Annotated in this window: 11 protein-coding genes; 2 read left to right on the forward strand and 9 right to left on the reverse strand. The window is 56.1% G+C overall.

Annotated features, from left to right (window positions below; all coding sequences use genetic code 11):
* Positions 1–5: 5 nt before the first annotated feature.
* The 8 genes from nuoH to lrhA all read right to left on the reverse strand — a co-directional run bounded on the left by nuoH (position 6) and on the right by lrhA (position 10,193).
* Positions 6–986, reverse strand: coding sequence for an NADH-quinone oxidoreductase subunit NuoH (gene nuoH, locus G9X48_RS18100; protein WP_004388258.1), 981 nt, complete (start codon positions 984–986; stop codon positions 6–8).
* On the reverse strand, positions 983–3,709 hold the full coding sequence (gene nuoG / locus G9X48_RS18105; protein ID WP_038880568.1) for an NADH-quinone oxidoreductase subunit NuoG: 2,727 nt from the start codon (positions 3,707–3,709) through the stop codon (positions 983–985). Before nuoG ends, nuoH begins: the two co-directional genes overlap by 4 nt.
* Before the next feature lie 54 nt (positions 3,710–3,763).
* Entirely contained in the window at positions 3,764–5,101 is a 1,338-nt protein-coding gene (gene nuoF, locus G9X48_RS18110; protein ID WP_004388651.1) for an NADH-quinone oxidoreductase subunit NuoF, read from the reverse strand.
* Positions 5,098–5,598 (reverse strand): NADH-quinone oxidoreductase subunit NuoE, encoded by a 501-nt coding sequence (gene nuoE, locus G9X48_RS18115; protein ID WP_004388650.1) that lies wholly within the window; start codon positions 5,596–5,598, stop codon positions 5,098–5,100. Before nuoE ends, nuoF begins: the two co-directional genes overlap by 4 nt.
* 2 nt (positions 5,599–5,600) lie before the next feature.
* The gene (nuoC, locus tag G9X48_RS18120) at positions 5,601–7,412 is read right to left on the reverse strand and encodes an NADH-quinone oxidoreductase subunit C/D (RefSeq protein WP_104673974.1); all 1,812 of its coding nucleotides are present in this window, start codon (positions 7,410–7,412) and stop codon (positions 5,601–5,603) included.
* Positions 7,413–7,499: 87 nt separating this feature from the next.
* Complete coding sequence (locus tag G9X48_RS18125; protein WP_004388648.1) at positions 7,500–8,174, reverse strand: NADH-quinone oxidoreductase subunit B; 675 nt, start codon at positions 8,172–8,174, stop codon at positions 7,500–7,502.
* Positions 8,175–8,189: 15 nt separating this feature from the next.
* A complete protein-coding gene (nuoA, locus tag G9X48_RS18130) occupies positions 8,190–8,639 on the reverse strand; it encodes an NADH-quinone oxidoreductase subunit NuoA (RefSeq protein WP_007776781.1) in 450 nt (149 codons plus the stop codon).
* A 618-nt stretch (positions 8,640–9,257) separates the two neighbouring features.
* Positions 9,258–10,193, reverse strand: a complete 936-nt coding sequence (gene lrhA, locus G9X48_RS18135; RefSeq protein WP_004388646.1) for a transcriptional regulator LrhA — start codon at positions 10,191–10,193, stop codon at positions 9,258–9,260.
* Positions 10,194–11,144: 951 nt separating this feature from the next.
* Here lrhA and alaA point away from each other — a divergent pair.
* Positions 11,145–12,359, forward strand: a complete 1,215-nt coding sequence (alaA, locus tag G9X48_RS18140; protein WP_007851436.1) for an alanine transaminase AlaA — start codon at positions 11,145–11,147, stop codon at positions 12,357–12,359.
* 80 nt (positions 12,360–12,439) lie between these two features.
* Positions 12,440–13,039 (forward strand): 5'-deoxynucleotidase, encoded by a 600-nt coding sequence (gene yfbR, locus G9X48_RS18145; protein WP_007699992.1) that lies wholly within the window; start codon positions 12,440–12,442, stop codon positions 13,037–13,039.
* A gap of 5 nt (positions 13,040–13,044) precedes the next feature.
* Here the strand turns inward: yfbR and G9X48_RS18150 are convergent, their stop codons facing one another.
* Positions 13,045–14,877, reverse strand: a complete 1,833-nt coding sequence (locus G9X48_RS18150) for an SLC13 family permease (RefSeq protein ID WP_038879976.1) — start codon at positions 14,875–14,877, stop codon at positions 13,045–13,047.
* Between the last annotated feature and the right edge of the window lie 71 nt (positions 14,878–14,948).

Here is a 14,948-nt window from a genome sequence, read left to right on the forward strand (position 1 = left end):
ACCCCTTATGCCGCTGTCTGCCAGAGAATGACAGCCGCGGTTACCAGCAGATTGATAAGCGTCAGCGGCAGGCACACTTTCCAGCCGAAGGACATTACCTGGTCATAACGAGGACGCGGTAATGCGGCGCGAATCAAAATAAACATCATCATGAAGAACGCGGTTTTCAGCGCGAACCAGATGAAAGGCGGTAACCAGGGGCCCTGCCAGCCGCCGAAGAACAGCGTCACGATCAGCGCAGAAACGGTCACAATCCCGATATATTCGCCCACGAAGAACAGACCGAACTTCATGCCGGAATATTCGATGTGGTAACCGTCAGCCAGCTCCTGCTCTGCTTCCGGCTGGTCAAACGGGTGACGGTGACACACCGCTACGCCCGCGATAGCGAAAGTGATAAAGCCGAAGAACTGCGGGATAACGTTCCAGAGATGCGCCTGGTTGTTCACAATGTCGGTCATGTTGAACGACCCGGCCTGAGCGACAACACCCATCAGCGAGAGGCCGAGGAACACTTCGTAGCTCAGCGTCTGCGCGGAGGCGCGCATTGCGCCCAGCAGCGAGTATTTGTTGTTGCTCGACCAGCCTGCGAACAGCACCGCGTAAACGCCAAGGCCCGCCATCATCAGAAAGAAGAGGATCCCGATATTGAGATCCGCCACGACCCAGGTCGGGCTGACAGGCACAATCGCGAACGCCAGCAGCAGCGAGGTAAACGCGATCATCGGTGCCAGCGTAAAGATAACGCGGTCGGAGAAGCGCGGGATCCAGTCCTCTTTAAAGAACATCTTGATCATGTCCGCGACCAGCTGGAGCGAACCGCCCCAGCCAACGCGGTTCGGCCCGTAGCGGTTCTGGAAGAGGCCGAGCAGACGACGCTCGCCAAAACTCATGAACGCGCCGCAGCTCACAACCACCAGCAGAATGACCACCGCTTTCAGGATGCTGAGCAGGATCTCAATAACATCCGGTGTCAACCAACTCATTGCGCAGCCTCCTGCAGATTTTCAAGACGAGCGCCAGCCATGACAGGCGCGATGCCCGGCATGCCCATCGGCAGACCGACCTGCCCTTCCGTCAGCCCTTCAGAGAGCTGCAACGGCAGCGTGATGGTCTGGCCTTCGTAATTGAAAGAGACCTTCGCGCCCGCATTGACGCCAAGCTTCGCGGCATCGGCCGGATTCAGGCGGATGTACGGCTGCGGCATACGGCTCTGGAAGACCGGGGAGCGCTGCGACAGCTCATCGCTGCCAAACAGATGGTAGTAAGGCGCGATACGCCACTGACCATCCTGCGGCGCGAAACGCTGCGGTACGGTCGTGAAGTAGTCGATAGCGCCCTCGCCCGCCTCAATGAGACGCACGCCCGGATCGCCATGACGCAGATGGCCGCCCACTTCGTCCTGGAATTTGTTCCAGGCCTGCGGGGAGTTCCAGCCCGGCGCCCAGGCGAACGGCACCTGAGAACGCGGCGCGTCCGGATGGTTGTTCCCTTCCATCGAGAAGGAGAACATGGTGTCTTTATCCTGCGGCTGGCGCGGCTCGTGAACGCTGATGTTCGCGCGCATCGCGGTGCGACCGCTGTAACGATGCGGTTCGCGCGCCAGTTTCTGGCCGCGGATGCGGAACGTCGCGTCCGGCGCGGCGTTTTTAATGCCCGCCAGGTGCGGCAGTTTTTCGATGCAGGCGTCGATCACGTGATCGAGCTGCGTCCAGTCCGGATGACGGTTTTCCAGCGTGCTGTGCAGCGAATGCAGCCAGCGCCAGCTTTCCAGCATCGTGACGGTATTGTCGTAGTAGGACGGGTCATAGACCTGGAAGAAGCGCTGCGCGCGGCCTTCATTGTTGATGACCGTACCGTCGCTTTCGGCGAAGCTCGCGGTGGAGAGCACGAGATGCGCGTGATCCATAATCGCGGTGCGCTGATGGTCAATCACCATCACCAGCGGCGCTTTCGCCAGCGCTGCGTCCACACGTGCTGCCGAGGCGTGACGGTGCAGATCGTTTTCCAGCACGATAACGGCGTCAGCGTTGCCGGTTTCCAGCTCGTTCAGCGCGTCGTCAAGCGAACCGCCGCCAATCATGCCGAGACCGACGCTGTTAACCGCGCGGGCAATCATGGTGATGCCGACATCCGCGCCGCGGCCTTTCAGGGCTTTCGCCACGTTCGCGGCCGCCTGAATCACTTCAACGCTACCGGCGTTGGTGCCGGAGATAATCAGCGGCTTCTTCGCGCCTGCCAGCGCCTGCACAATCACGTCTACTTTGTTTTGCAGATCGCGATCCAGCCCTTCCACCGCAGGTGATGCGGCATCCAGCGCGTTGGCGATGGCAAAACCGAGGCGCGCCTGATCTTCTACCGGCGCGCGATAAGTCCACGCGGCGATGTCGTCCAGGCGGGTGCTGTCAACGTTGGTCACAAACAGCGGATGTTTGGCGCGCTGACCGATGTTCAGGATGGCCGCAATCTGCCAGTCAGCCACTTTCTGGGCCGCCGCCATTTCACGCGCTTTGCCTTTCACCGCCTGACGTACCGCCAGCGCCACGCGCGCACCGGTCTGGGTGATGTCTTCGCCCAGCACCAGCACCGCATCGTAAGATTCAATCTCACGCAGCGCCGGCGTACGGATGCCGCTGTCACGCAGCACTTTCAGCATCAGCTGCAGACGTTCCTGCTCGCCCGCCGCGATGCCGGTATAGAAGTTTTCCGCACCGACCAGTTCACGCAGCGCAAAGTTGCTCTCAACGCTCGCGCGTGGGGAGCCGATACCAATCACTTTCTTCGACTGGCGCAGAATATCCGCCGCCCCCTGCATCGCCTGTTCAGCGTTCAGTGTGATCAGGTCATCGCCACGGCGCTGAACCGGACGACGCGGACGGTCTTTCAGGTTGACGTAGCCGTAACCGAAACGACCGCGGTCGCACAGGAAGTAGTGGTTAACCGTACCGTTGTAGCGGTTTTCGATGCGGCGCAGTTCGCCATAACGTTCGCCAGGGCTGGTATTGCAGCCCAGCGAGCACTGCTGGCAGATGCTCGGCGCAAACTGCATATCCCATTTACGGTTGTAGCGCTCGGAGTGCGTTTTGTCGGTGAAAACGCCGGTCGGGCAAATTTCGACCAGGTTACCGGAGAATTCGCTCTCAAGCGTACCGTCTTCGGGGCGACCGAAATAGACGTTGTCATGCGCGCCGTACACGCCGAGATCGGTGCCGTCCGCGTAATCTTTGTAGTAACGCACGCAGCGATAACAGGCGATGCAGCGGTTCATCTCATGGTTGATGAACGGCCCCAGATCCTGATTGCGGTGAGTACGTTTGGTGAAACGGTAGCGACGGAAGCTATGGCCGGTCATCACGGTCATATCCTGCAGGTGGCAGTTGCCGCCCTCTTCACAGACCGGGCAGTCGTGCGGGTGGTTGGTCATCAGCCACTCCACAACGCTTTCGCGGAACTGTTTCGCTTCGTCGTCATCAATAGAAATAAAGGTGCCATCGGATGCCGGCGTCATGCAGGACATCACAAGGCGACCACGGGTATCTTCCGCGTTCTGATATTGCTTCACCGCGCACTGGCGGCAGGCACCGACGCTACCCAGCGCCGGATGCCAGCAAAAATAAGGAATATCGAGGCCGAGCGACAGACACGCCTGCAGCAGGTTGTCCGCGCCGTCTACCTCATATTCTTTGCCGTCTACATGAATCGTAGCCATAGTCAGCATGCTTCCAGTTGGCCTGGCGCGAGCCAGGCGTTAATCAAAATGCTTTTACCAGCGCGTCTTGAGCAGGTTCGGCTGAATACCATTAATGGCACGGGTGTTGCCGGGGCTCTGCTTAATGCCCGCTTCGAATTCGTCACGGAAATATTTAATGGCGCTCTGAAGTGGCTCTACGGCACCTGGCGCATGGGCGCAGAACGTTTTACCCGGCCCCAGGAAGCGGCAGAGCTGCTCCAGGGTTTCGATATCCCCCGGCTGCCCTTCGCCGCGCTCCAGCGCGCGCAGGATTTTAACGCTCCACGGCAGCCCGTCACGGCATGGCGTACACCAGCCGCAGGACTCGCGCGCAAAGAACTCTTCCAGGTTACGTACCAGCGACACCATATTGATTTCGTGGTCGACGGCCATCGCCAGCGCGGTGCCGAGACGGCTGCCCGCTTTACCGATGCTGGCGAATTCCATCGGCAGATCGAGATGCGCGTCGGTCAGGAAGTCTGTCCCCGCGCCACCCGGCTGCCAGGCTTTGAATTTCAGGCCGTCACGCATGCCGCCCGCGTATTCTTCGAGGATTTCACGCGCGGTGGTGCCAAACGGCAGCTCCCAGACGCCCGGGTTTTTCACGCGCCCTGAGAAGCCCATCAGCTTGGTGCCTTTGTCTTCGCTGGTCGACAGGCCCTGATACCACTCCACGCCGTTGGCGAGAATGGCCGGCACGTTGCACAGGGTTTCTACGTTGTTAACGCAGGTCGGTTTACCCCACACACCGCTGGATGCCGGGAACGGCGGCTTGGAACGCGGGTTGGCGCGACGGCCTTCCAGCGAGTTGATAAGCGCCGTCTCTTCACCGCAGATGTAGCGGCCCGCGCCGGTATGCACGAAGAGTTCAAAATCGAACCCTGAACCGAGAATGTTTTTACCCAGCAGCCCGGCTTCGGTCGCTTCCGCGATAGCGCGGCGCAGACGTTCAGCGGCTTCGATATACTCACCGCGCAGGAAGATGTAACCACGGTACGCTTTCAGCGCGAACGCGGAGATCAGCATGCCTTCCACCAGCAAGTGCGGCAGCTGTTCCATCAGCATGCGGTCTTTATAGGTGCCCGGCTCCATTTCATCGGCGTTACACAGCAGGTAACGGATGTTCATGGATTCGTCTTTCGGCATCAGGCTCCATTTCAGACCGGTGGAGAAGCCCGCGCCGCCGCGCCCTTTCAGGCCAGCGTCTTTCACGGCATTGACGATTTCATCCGGCGCCATGCCGGTGAGCGCCTTACGCGCGCCTTCGTAGCCGTTTTTGCTGCGGTATTCTTCAAGCCAGACCGGCTGCTTGTCGTCGCGCATGCGCCACGTCAGCGGATGCGTTTCGGCAGTACGAATAATCTGTTTCATTTGTACTGCTCCAGAAGTTCAGGGATCCCTTCCGGCGTCAGATAACTGTGAGTGTCCTCATCAATCATCATGGTCGGCCCTTTGTCGCAGTTGCCAAGGCAGCAGGTCGGCAGCAGGGTGAAGCGTCCGTCAAACGTGGTCTGTCCCGGTTTGATGCTCAGATGTTTTTCAATCGCGGACTGAATGCCCTGATAGCCGGTGATGTGGCACACCACGCTGTCGCAGTAGCGAATCACGTGACGGCCCACCGGCTGGCGGAAGATCTGGCTGTAGAAGGTCGCGACCCCTTCGACGTCGCTCGCCGGAATGCCCAGGACTTCCGCTATCGCATAGATAGCGCCGTCCGGCACCCAGCCACGCTGTTTCTGAACGATTTTCAGCGCTTCAATGGACGCCGCACGCGGGTCTTCGTAGTGGTGCTTCTCGTGCTCAATCGCCTCACGCTCTGCCGCACTCAGCTCAAAAGCCTCGTTCTGTGGTTGTTGATTCTCGTGCATAGTTAGCGATCCACATCAGACATTACAAAATCGATACTACCCAGATAGACAATCAGGTCGGACACCAGGCTGCCGCGGATCACCGATGGGATCTGCTGAAGATGCGGGAAGCTCGGTGTACGGACGCGGGTACGGTAGCTCATGGTGCTGCCGTCGCTGGTCAGGTAGTAACTGTTAATCCCCTTGGTTGCCTCAATCATCTGGAAGGATTCGTTGGCCGGCATGACCGGGCCCCAGGAAACCTGCAGGAAGTGGGTAATCAGGGTTTCGATATGTTGCAGCGTGCGCTCTTTCGGCGGCGGCGTAGTCAGCGGGTGATCCGCTTTGAACGGGCCTTCCGGCATGTTTTTCAGGCACTGCTCAAGAATACGCAGTGACTGGCGCACTTCTTCGACTTTCAGCATCACGCGGGTATAGCAGTCGCTGATACCACCGCCGACCGGCACTTCGAACTCAAAGTTCTGATAGCCAGAGTACGGGCGCGCTTTACGCACGTCGAAATCGATACCGGTAGCGCGAAGGCCTGCGCCGGTAGTGCCCCATGCCAGCGCTTCTTTGGCGTCATACGCCGCCACGCCCTGAGAACGGCCTTTCAGGATGGTGTTTTTCAGCGCCGCTTTGACATAGGAGTCGAGGCGTTTTGGCATCCACTCGAGGAATTCTTTCAGCAGACGATCCCAGCCGCGCGGCAGGTCGTGCGCGACGCCGCCGATACGGAACCAGGCCGGGTGCATACGGAAACCGGTAATCGCCTCAACCAGATCGTAGATTTTCTGACGATCGGTAAAGGCGAAGAAGACCGGCGTCATGGCGCCGACGTCCTGAATAAACGTCGAGATGTACAGCAGGTGGCTGTTGATGCGGAACAGTTCAGAGAGCATCACGCGGATAACTTCCACGCGCTCCGGCACCTCAATCCCCGCCAGTTTCTCCACGGCCAGCACGTACGGCATTTCGTTTACGCAGCCGCCGAGGTATTCGACGCGGTCGGTGTAAGGAATGTAGCTGTGCCAGGACTGACGCTCGCCCATTTTCTCCGCGCCGCGGTGGTGGTAACCGATATCCGGCACGCAGTCGACGATCTCTTCGCCGTCCAGTTGCAGGATGATACGGAACGCACCGTGCGCCGACGGGTGGTTCGGGCCGAGGTTCAGAAACATGAAATCTTCAGTGTCGTTGCCGCGCTTCATGCCCCACTCTTCGGGCTTGAAGGTCAGCGCTTCCATTTCCAGCTCTTCTTTTTGCTTAGTGAGCGTGAAGGGATCGAATTCCGTCGCGCGCGCCGGGTAGTCTTTACGCAGCGGGTGCCCTTCCCAGGTCGGCGGCATCATGATGCGGCGCAGGTTCGGGTGACCGGTGAACGTAATACCGAACATCTCCCAGGTTTCACGCTCATACCAGTTGGCGTTCGGGAAAAGACGGGTAAAGGTCGGCACGTTGAGGTCGTTTTCCGACAGCGCCACTTTCAGCATGATGTCGCGGTTGCGATCGATGGAAAGCAGGTGGTAGAAAACGGAAAAATCCGCAGCCGGTAAACCGTTGCGGTGGGTGCGAAGGCGCTCATCCATGCCATGCAGGTCATACAGCATGACGTAGGGTTTCGGCAGCTTTCGTAAAAATTCGCCAACTTCCAGTAATTGTTCACGCTTAACCCAGACAACCGGAACACCGGTGCGGGTGGCCTGAACGGTAAAGGCATCCGGCCCAAAACGGTTACGCAGTTCGCCAATCACCGGATCGTCGAGGTGATCCCTGGTCTGCCACACAGGCAAAACGGCGTCTTGCGCAGTTAAATCGGTCATATTGTTCACCATTGCCAATGGTCTGTGATGACTGTCGGGCGGCGGCTTCTCGCTGTCGTTTATTGGTATACGTGAGAAGCAACCTCCCGCAGGCGCAAATTAAATTTCGTCCGGCGTACGCAGGTTAGTGACTGCGATACGTTCGCCGCGTTTACGCTCACGCTCTGACTGCATGTTGGCGCGATAAACGCCCTGATCGCCAACCACCCATGAAAGCGGACGGCGCTCTTTGCCAATCGATTCCTGCAGCAGCATCAGCGCCTGCATATACGCTTCCGGGCGCGGCGGGCAGCCTGGGATGTACACATCCACGGGCAGGAATTTGTCCACGCCCTGCACGACGGAATAAATATCGTACATGCCGCCGGAATTCGCACACGCGCCCATGGAAATCACCCATTTCGGTTCCAGCATTTGGTCATACAAACGCTGAATCACCGGGGCCATTTTGGTAAACGGCGTACCGGCGACCACCATGAAATCTGCCTGACGCGGGGAAGCACGTAATACTTCCGCGCCGAAACGCGCGACGTCATGGACCGCGGTGAACGAGGTCACCATTTCCACGTAGCAGCAGGAAAGGCCGAAGTTGTATGGCCACAGGGAGTTTTTACGCCCCCAGTTCACCATGTCATGCAGGGCATGCTCGAGCTTGCCCATGTAGACGCTGCGGTGTACATGCTGTTCCAGAGGATCAGTCACAATCTCCTGTTTTTGCAGGGGGTAACGGTCATTCTCACCGTCGGGATCTATGCGGGTGAGCGTATAGTCCATCTTATTGCCTCGCTGTTACTGCGTATGACGATTAGTGAGACTGCCGGCTTCTTCGGTGTTCAGACGCTCGCGACGTGAGCGCGAAGGCGTCCACTCCAGCGCGCCGATGCGCACCAGGTAAACCAGACCAGCCAGTAGCACTAAAATGAAAATTGCGGCCTCGATAAAGCCGAGCCAGCCGACTTCACGAACTGATGTTGACCAGGCGAAGAGGTAAAGCGCTTCCACGTCAAAGATGACGAAGAACATCGCTACCAGGTAGAACTTCGCGGAAAGTCGTAAGCGGGCGGTGCCGACCGAGTCGATCCCCGATTCGAACGGGGTGTTTTTGTACCTGGCGCGGGCGCGTCCGCCGAGGAACCAGGCGCCGACCAGCATCAGACAACACAGGCCAATGGCAACAATAAGAAAGATACCGAACGCCCAGTGATGAGCGATAACTTCAGTGGATGTTGACATACTCATTGCTTACTCATCAAAAGTGGCGCTAAAGCCTCTGCTCTTGCTGGCAGATGAACGCCACATCGATTCAAGGGGAGGAACAATCAACCGTACAATAACTGCCGGAATTATTACTTAAGCAGCAAATTGATGGGGTTTTTTACTCCTTTCTATAACCTTTTGTCAACTTTAACAAAAGAAACCTAACATTAGTTTACATCTCCCCAAGACCCTTAACATTTGATGCTTTAAGCGTCCTGTGAGCCGCGTGCGAGACTACGGAGCCCGGCGGGTGAATCGTGTCCGTTAAAAGTGAGAAGACATAAACACCCCTTATTTTGGCAGGAATTTCTGACTATTCCTCCCCCTCGTCGGGAGTATTTTCTTGATCTGAGACACGCTTTTGTTAATTGACCACTGAAAAAGGCAACAAAATCGCTCACTTTTTAACAACAAAAGTAAAATTTTCTGCTGGCATACCAGCCGCAAAAGCGGGTGAAGAGAGTGGAACAGTGGATGATAAGGGCGTTTTATCAGAGCTAATTACAGTCACTTAGAGAGCAAAAGTGTATAAAAAAAGCCTCTGGAGATCCTGAGACCCTCAGAGGCTTTATTAACACAGTTTTAACAAAAGCAGAAAAATTACTCCAGATCGCCTTGCATCAGGAGAGTATCATCGCCGCCTTCAAGCGTGGCGGTATAACGCCACGGCTGATAGTGGCTTTCCATCGCCTGGAAGATGATTTCCGCCATTTCGTTTTTGCTGTTCGCGTTGCGACACAGCATGTATTGCGTCTCCGGCAGGACGGGCAGACCGTCTGACGCGCCAAGCACGCGTAGCTCCGGGCTCATCATCTCGACCGGGCGCGCGGTGATGCCAAGCCCCGCTTTCACCGCGGCACGCACCGCCGGCAGTGTTGATGCGACATAGGAGATACGCCACGGTACATTCGCCGCATTCAGTTGCTCAATAATCACTTCACGATGCGGGCTCGGCTCATCAAGCATCACCAGCGGCACCGCTTCATTTTTGTGCAACGTGTAGTCGGCGGCGCAATACCAGAGCGTGGGCGACGTACGCAGTACCAGCGAGTCCAGATTCTCCGGCTGATGCGTGGTGACTACCAGATCAATCTCCTGCTGGTTGAGCATCTCGATGATGTACGGGTTACGCTGAACGCGAACATCAATCGCCAGCTTCGGATAAACCGAACTGATGCGATTGAGAAGATACGGCAGGATGGTATCCGCCGATTCGTCAGAAGCGCCAATGGTCAGGACGCCCTGCAGATTGCTATACATTAGCGAAGTGCATGCTTCATCATTGAAGCGCAAAATTTTACGGGCATAACCCAACAACTGGATGCCGTGTTCGGTCAAAAGCTTATTACGCCCGTGGCGGGCGAAGAGCTCTTTACCGACCAGTTGCTCCAGGCGCTGCATCTGCTGGCTGACGGCCGACTGCGTACGGCATACCGCTGCCGCCGCGGCGGCAAACGTGTTCAGATCGGCGACTGCGACAAACGTTCTCAGCAGATCGAGGTCGAGGTTTAAGATCGGACGATTTGCGTTAATCATATTGTTATCACTTTCAGGTAACCGCACGCAGCGGGCACCGTCTGTTGCTATGTGTAAAGGAAAGAAAGCAATTCCTTTTGAAGCATGCTTCCGGGCTAACACAACCCGCGTCGGAAGACCGCCATGCGCTTTTCTAATTCAAACCCCTGGTTATTAAAACAGTAAAAGGGGCATTTCTCTGTTATCGTTGTGCCTTTATGTCAAATATTCTGCACAGCGAACCCGTGATTTGAATTAAAAATCTGGCTACGTTGGCTAAGGCGAAAAGCAACAACTTCACGACCTTAACATACTCTGGCAAAAGAAAAAGAAGAGTATATAACTATGCCTGACTTGTGTCCTGAATGACTATAAAAACAACCAGTTGCCCGCAAGAGGCGTTACGGCCTGGCTGCGCTGGCGAAACGTCTCGCGCAGGCGGCTTTATAATATCGCAAATCTGTTCTTTTTTTAAGACTTCGTGCGATTTTACTTATACGAGCCAGTAAATTTCAAAATTTTCGTAACTCTATTACAGACATCGTCAGAACCAATAATTAATATTATTTAATAATTCATAATTTCTCCGTCTTTTCATATAACAAGATTGTTACAAAGCGCGTTATACCGCCGCCTTTTTACAGTAATAAAGGTTGGGTTAAAGCCTGGCTAATTTTTGTGGGTAAATTTCATATCGCGTGAATTAATTAACGCGCTAATGTTGTGATTTTCCAGCGATGGTGGCATCAACCATAGTTAAATCTTATACCAGCACAAAAATCACAACTCACTCAGTTTTACAATATTTTATAAAACAAAAAGTTAATTATTAAAAACTTAACACCATTCAAATGAAGTGTTGATGCAGAACCTGGTCGGTATGCGAGGCTTTAAAAGCATGAGCGGGAGGAGTAAATTGTCGGCCATCGGCTTCCATGGCAGGAAGCGCAAAACAAGTAAGGTTCTGACGTTATGTCGCCCATCGAAAAATCCAGTAAGCTCGACAATGTCTGCTATGACATCCGCGGCCCGGTGCTTAAAGAGGCCAAACGCCTTGAAGAGGAAGGTCAAAAAGTTCTTAAGCTGAACATCGGCAACCCGGCGCCTTTTGGCTTTGACGCGCCAGATGAGATTCTTGTCGATGTCATCCGCAACCTGCCCACCGCGCAGGGCTACTGCGACTCTAAAGGGCTCTACTCCGCCCGCAAAGCTATCATGCAGCACTACCAGGCGCGCGACATGCGCGATGTGACGGTCGAAGATATTTATATCGGCAACGGCGTGTCGGAACTGATAGTCCAGGCGATGCAGGCATTATTGAACACTGGTGACGAAATGCTGGTGCCTGCGCCCGATTATCCTTTATGGACCGCGGCGGTGTCGCTCTCCGGCGGCAAAGCGGTGCATTATCTTTGCGACGAATCCTCCGACTGGTTCCCGGATCTTGACGATATCCGCGCTAAAATCACGCCACGCACCCGCGGGATTGTCATCATCAACCCGAACAACCCGACCGGCGCGGTCTACTCTAAAGAACTGCTGCTGGACATCGTTGAGATTGCCCGTCAGCACAACCTCATCATTTTCGCCGACGAAATCTACGACAAGATCCTCTACGATGACGCGCAACACCACTCGATCGCCGCGCTGGCACCGGATCTGCTCACCGTCACCTTTAACGGCCTTTCTAAAACCTACCGCGTGGCGGGTTTCCGTCAGGGCTGGATGGTACTGAACGGGCCGAAAAAACACGCCAAAGGGTATATCGAAGGGCTGGAAATGCTCGCCTCGATGCGCCTGTGCGCTAATGTGCCCGCGCAGCATGCTATTCAGACGGCGCTTGGCGGTTATCAGAGCATCAGCGAATTTATCGTGCCTGGCGGGCGGCTTTACGAGCAGCGCAACCGCGCGTGGGAGCTGATTAACGAAATTCCGGGCGTTAGCTGCGTTAAACCGCGCGGCGCGCTCTATATGTTCCCGAAAATTGACGCAAAGCGTTTTAATATTCACGACGATCAGAAAATGGTGCTCGATTTCCTGCTTCAGGAAAAAGTGCTGCTGGTTCAGGGTACCGCGTTCAACTGGCCGTGGCCGGATCACGTGCGTATCGTGACGCTGCCGCGCATCGACGAACTCGATCTTGCCATCACTAAGCTCGGCCGCTTCCTTTCCGGCTATCATCAGTAACCGATTCGGGGGGAGATTTGCATCTTCCCCCCGCTCCCCTCACAATGGTTTTTTGTCGCAGTCACAGACAAGGGATCTTTATGAGTCAGAGTCATTTTTTCGCCTACCTTTCCCGCCTGAAATTAATCAACCGCTGGCCACTAATGCGCAACGTGCGCACTGAAAATGTCTCTGAACACAGTCTGCAGGTGGCGATGGTCGCCCACGCGCTCGCTGTGATTAAAAACCGGAAATTTCAGGGCAATGTGAATCCCGAGCGCATCGCGCTGCTGGCGATGTACCACGACGCCAGCGAAGTACTGACGGGCGATCTGCCCACCCCGGTGAAATATTTCAACTCCCAGATAGCGCATGAATATAAAGCCATCGAGAAAATCGCTCAGCAAAAGCTGATCGCGATGGTGCCGGAAGAGTTACAGGACATCTTCGCCCCGCTGCTTGATGAGCATCACTATACGGAAGATGAGAAATCGCTGGTGAAACAGGCCGATGCGCTGTGCGCCTACCTGAAATGCCTGGAAGAGCTTTCGGCGGGCAACAATGAATTTCTGCTCGCCAAAAGCCGTCTGGAAAAAACGCTGGCGCAGCGGCACAGCGCCGAAATGGACTATTTCATGCAGGTTTTCGTGCCGAGCTTCCATCTTTCCTTAGATGAAATCAGCCAGGATTCCCCGCTCTGAGCGGTTCAGAACGGGAACAGCACAGGAATTAACACCACGCAGACCACCATCACGATAAGCGTGAACGGCACGCCGGTTTTTACAAAATCGCTGAAGCGGTAGTTCCCCGGCCCCAGTACCAGCGTGTTGACCGGCGACGACACCGGCGTCATAAAGGCCGCTGACGCCGCCATCGCGATGCCCATGGCGAACGGGTACGGTGACACGCCCATGGTTTTCGCCGCCGCCAGCGCGATCGGTGCCATCAGCACAGCCGTCGCGGTATTGGAGATAAACAGCCCAATAACGGCGCACATGATAAACAGACAGCCCAGCATCATATGCGGACCATAGCCGCCGCCGACGCGCATCAGACCGTCAACGATAAGCGCTACCCCGCCGGTTTTTTGTAGCGCCTGTGCGAATGGCATCATACCGACAATAAGAATAATGCTCGGCCAGTGAATGGCTTTCCACGCGCTTTCGGGGTTGATGCAGCGAAACTTGCCCATTAGCAGGCACGCTATAATCGCGGCGACGGGGTTCGGGATTTCATCCGTCAGCATCATCGCCACCATCAGCGCCAGACAGAAGATGGCGTGCGGTGCCTGACTGTGAGCGGGCGAAGCGTCGCTCTCTTCCACCGGCAGATTGAGCACAACCACATCGCGGCTTTTCTGCCCGAGCTGGCTGATAAGCTTCCAGGTGCCGACCACTAAGAGTAAATCCCCAAGCTCAAGCGGTTCGTCCACTATCGCGCCCGGCAGGGCTTTCCCTTCGCGTTTAATGCCGACGACATTCAGCCCGTAGCGGCTGCGGAAATTCAGTTCGCGTACCGTTTTCCCCACCATGGTTCCTTCCGGCGTCAGCGACAGCTCGGCCATGCCGACATCCAGCGCCTGATCGGAAAAATAGTCGCCGCGCAGAATCATCGGCTCCAGTTGCTGCTCGCTGCAAAACTGACGCAAATCGATATCAGACGCGGAAATATCTATCAGCAACACATCCCGCGCGCGAAACTCCGTCACGCCATTCACATCCACAATCACACGGCGAAAATGACGCCAGCGCTCAACGCCTATCACATTCGCGCCATAGCGCTCACGGAGTTTTAAATCATCAAGGCGATGGCCGATAAGCGGCGAGCCGGGGCGAATGGCGAGGCGGCGCGCCCGCCCCGTGAGATGATAATCGCGGATAAAATCACGGAAGGTGCGGCGGTTCCACGCCTGCGGCTTCTCGCGGCTGTCACCAGAGCCGAGCATAAAACGCATCACCAGCATATAGAGGATGCCAAGCGCGAGAATTGCCAGGCCTACGGGCGTCACGCTAAAGAAGCCAAAGCCCGGATGCCCTTCACGCAGCAGTTCGCTGTTCACCACCAGATTTGGCGGCGTCGCCACCAGCGTCATCATACCGCTGATAAGCCCGGCGAAGCTTAACGGCATCATCAGCCGCGACGGCGCAATTTTCATCCGCGCGCAGACGCTTATTACCACCGGAATAAAAATCGCCACCACGCCGGTGGAACTCATAAACGCGCCGAGCCCGGCAACGGTCAGCATCAGGAGCACCAGCATGCGGGTTTCGCTGCTGCCCGCCATTTGCACCAGCCAGGCGCCCATTTTCGTGGCGACGCCGGTACGCACCAGACCATCGCCAATCACAAACAGCGCGGCGATAAGAATGACGTTGGGATCGCTGAACCCTGCAAAGGCTTCGTTAACGGTCAGCGTCCCGCTGAGAATGAACGCCACAATCACCAGCAGCGCCACGGCGTCCATACGGATTTTCCCGGTGGCGAACAGTAAAACCGCCACACCTAATAGCGTCAGCACCCAGATTAATTCACCATTCACAACGTATCCTTGTGTTGTCATCACGGCCTTAGGAAACGAAAACGGCGGGAAGCAACCCGCCGTACAAAGAA

Origin of the sequence: Cronobacter sp. HA18006 (assembly GCF_011605445.1) — a bacterium.
In the GTDB taxonomy this organism is placed as follows: Bacteria; Pseudomonadota; Gammaproteobacteria; order Enterobacterales; family Enterobacteriaceae; genus Cronobacter; species Cronobacter sakazakii.

Excerpts from the sequence above, each read along its gene's own strand:
- nuoH (WP_004388258.1), bottom strand. The coding sequence starts at position 986 with ATGAGTTGGTTGACACCGGATGTTATTGAGATCCTGCTCAGCATCCTG.
- nuoG (WP_038880568.1), bottom strand. The coding sequence starts at position 3,709 with ATGGCTACGATTCATGTAGACGGCAAAGAATATGAGGTAGACGGCGCG.
- nuoF (WP_004388651.1), bottom strand. The coding sequence starts at position 5,101 with ATGAAACAGATTATTCGTACTGCCGAAACGCATCCGCTGACGTGGCGC.
- nuoE (WP_004388650.1), bottom strand. The coding sequence starts at position 5,598 with ATGCACGAGAATCAACAACCACAGAACGAGGCTTTTGAGCTGAGTGCG.
- nuoC (WP_104673974.1), bottom strand. The coding sequence starts at position 7,412 with ATGGTGAACAATATGACCGATTTAACTGCGCAAGACGCCGTTTTGCCT.
- G9X48_RS18125 (WP_004388648.1), bottom strand. The coding sequence starts at position 8,174 with ATGGACTATACGCTCACCCGCATAGATCCCGACGGTGAGAATGACCGT.
- nuoA (WP_007776781.1), bottom strand. The coding sequence starts at position 8,639 with ATGAGTATGTCAACATCCACTGAAGTTATCGCTCATCACTGGGCGTTC.
- lrhA (WP_004388646.1), bottom strand. The coding sequence starts at position 10,193 with ATGATTAACGCAAATCGTCCGATCTTAAACCTCGACCTCGATCTGCTG.
- alaA (WP_007851436.1), top strand. The coding sequence starts at position 11,145 with ATGTCGCCCATCGAAAAATCCAGTAAGCTCGACAATGTCTGCTATGAC.
- yfbR (WP_007699992.1), top strand. The coding sequence starts at position 12,440 with ATGAGTCAGAGTCATTTTTTCGCCTACCTTTCCCGCCTGAAATTAATC.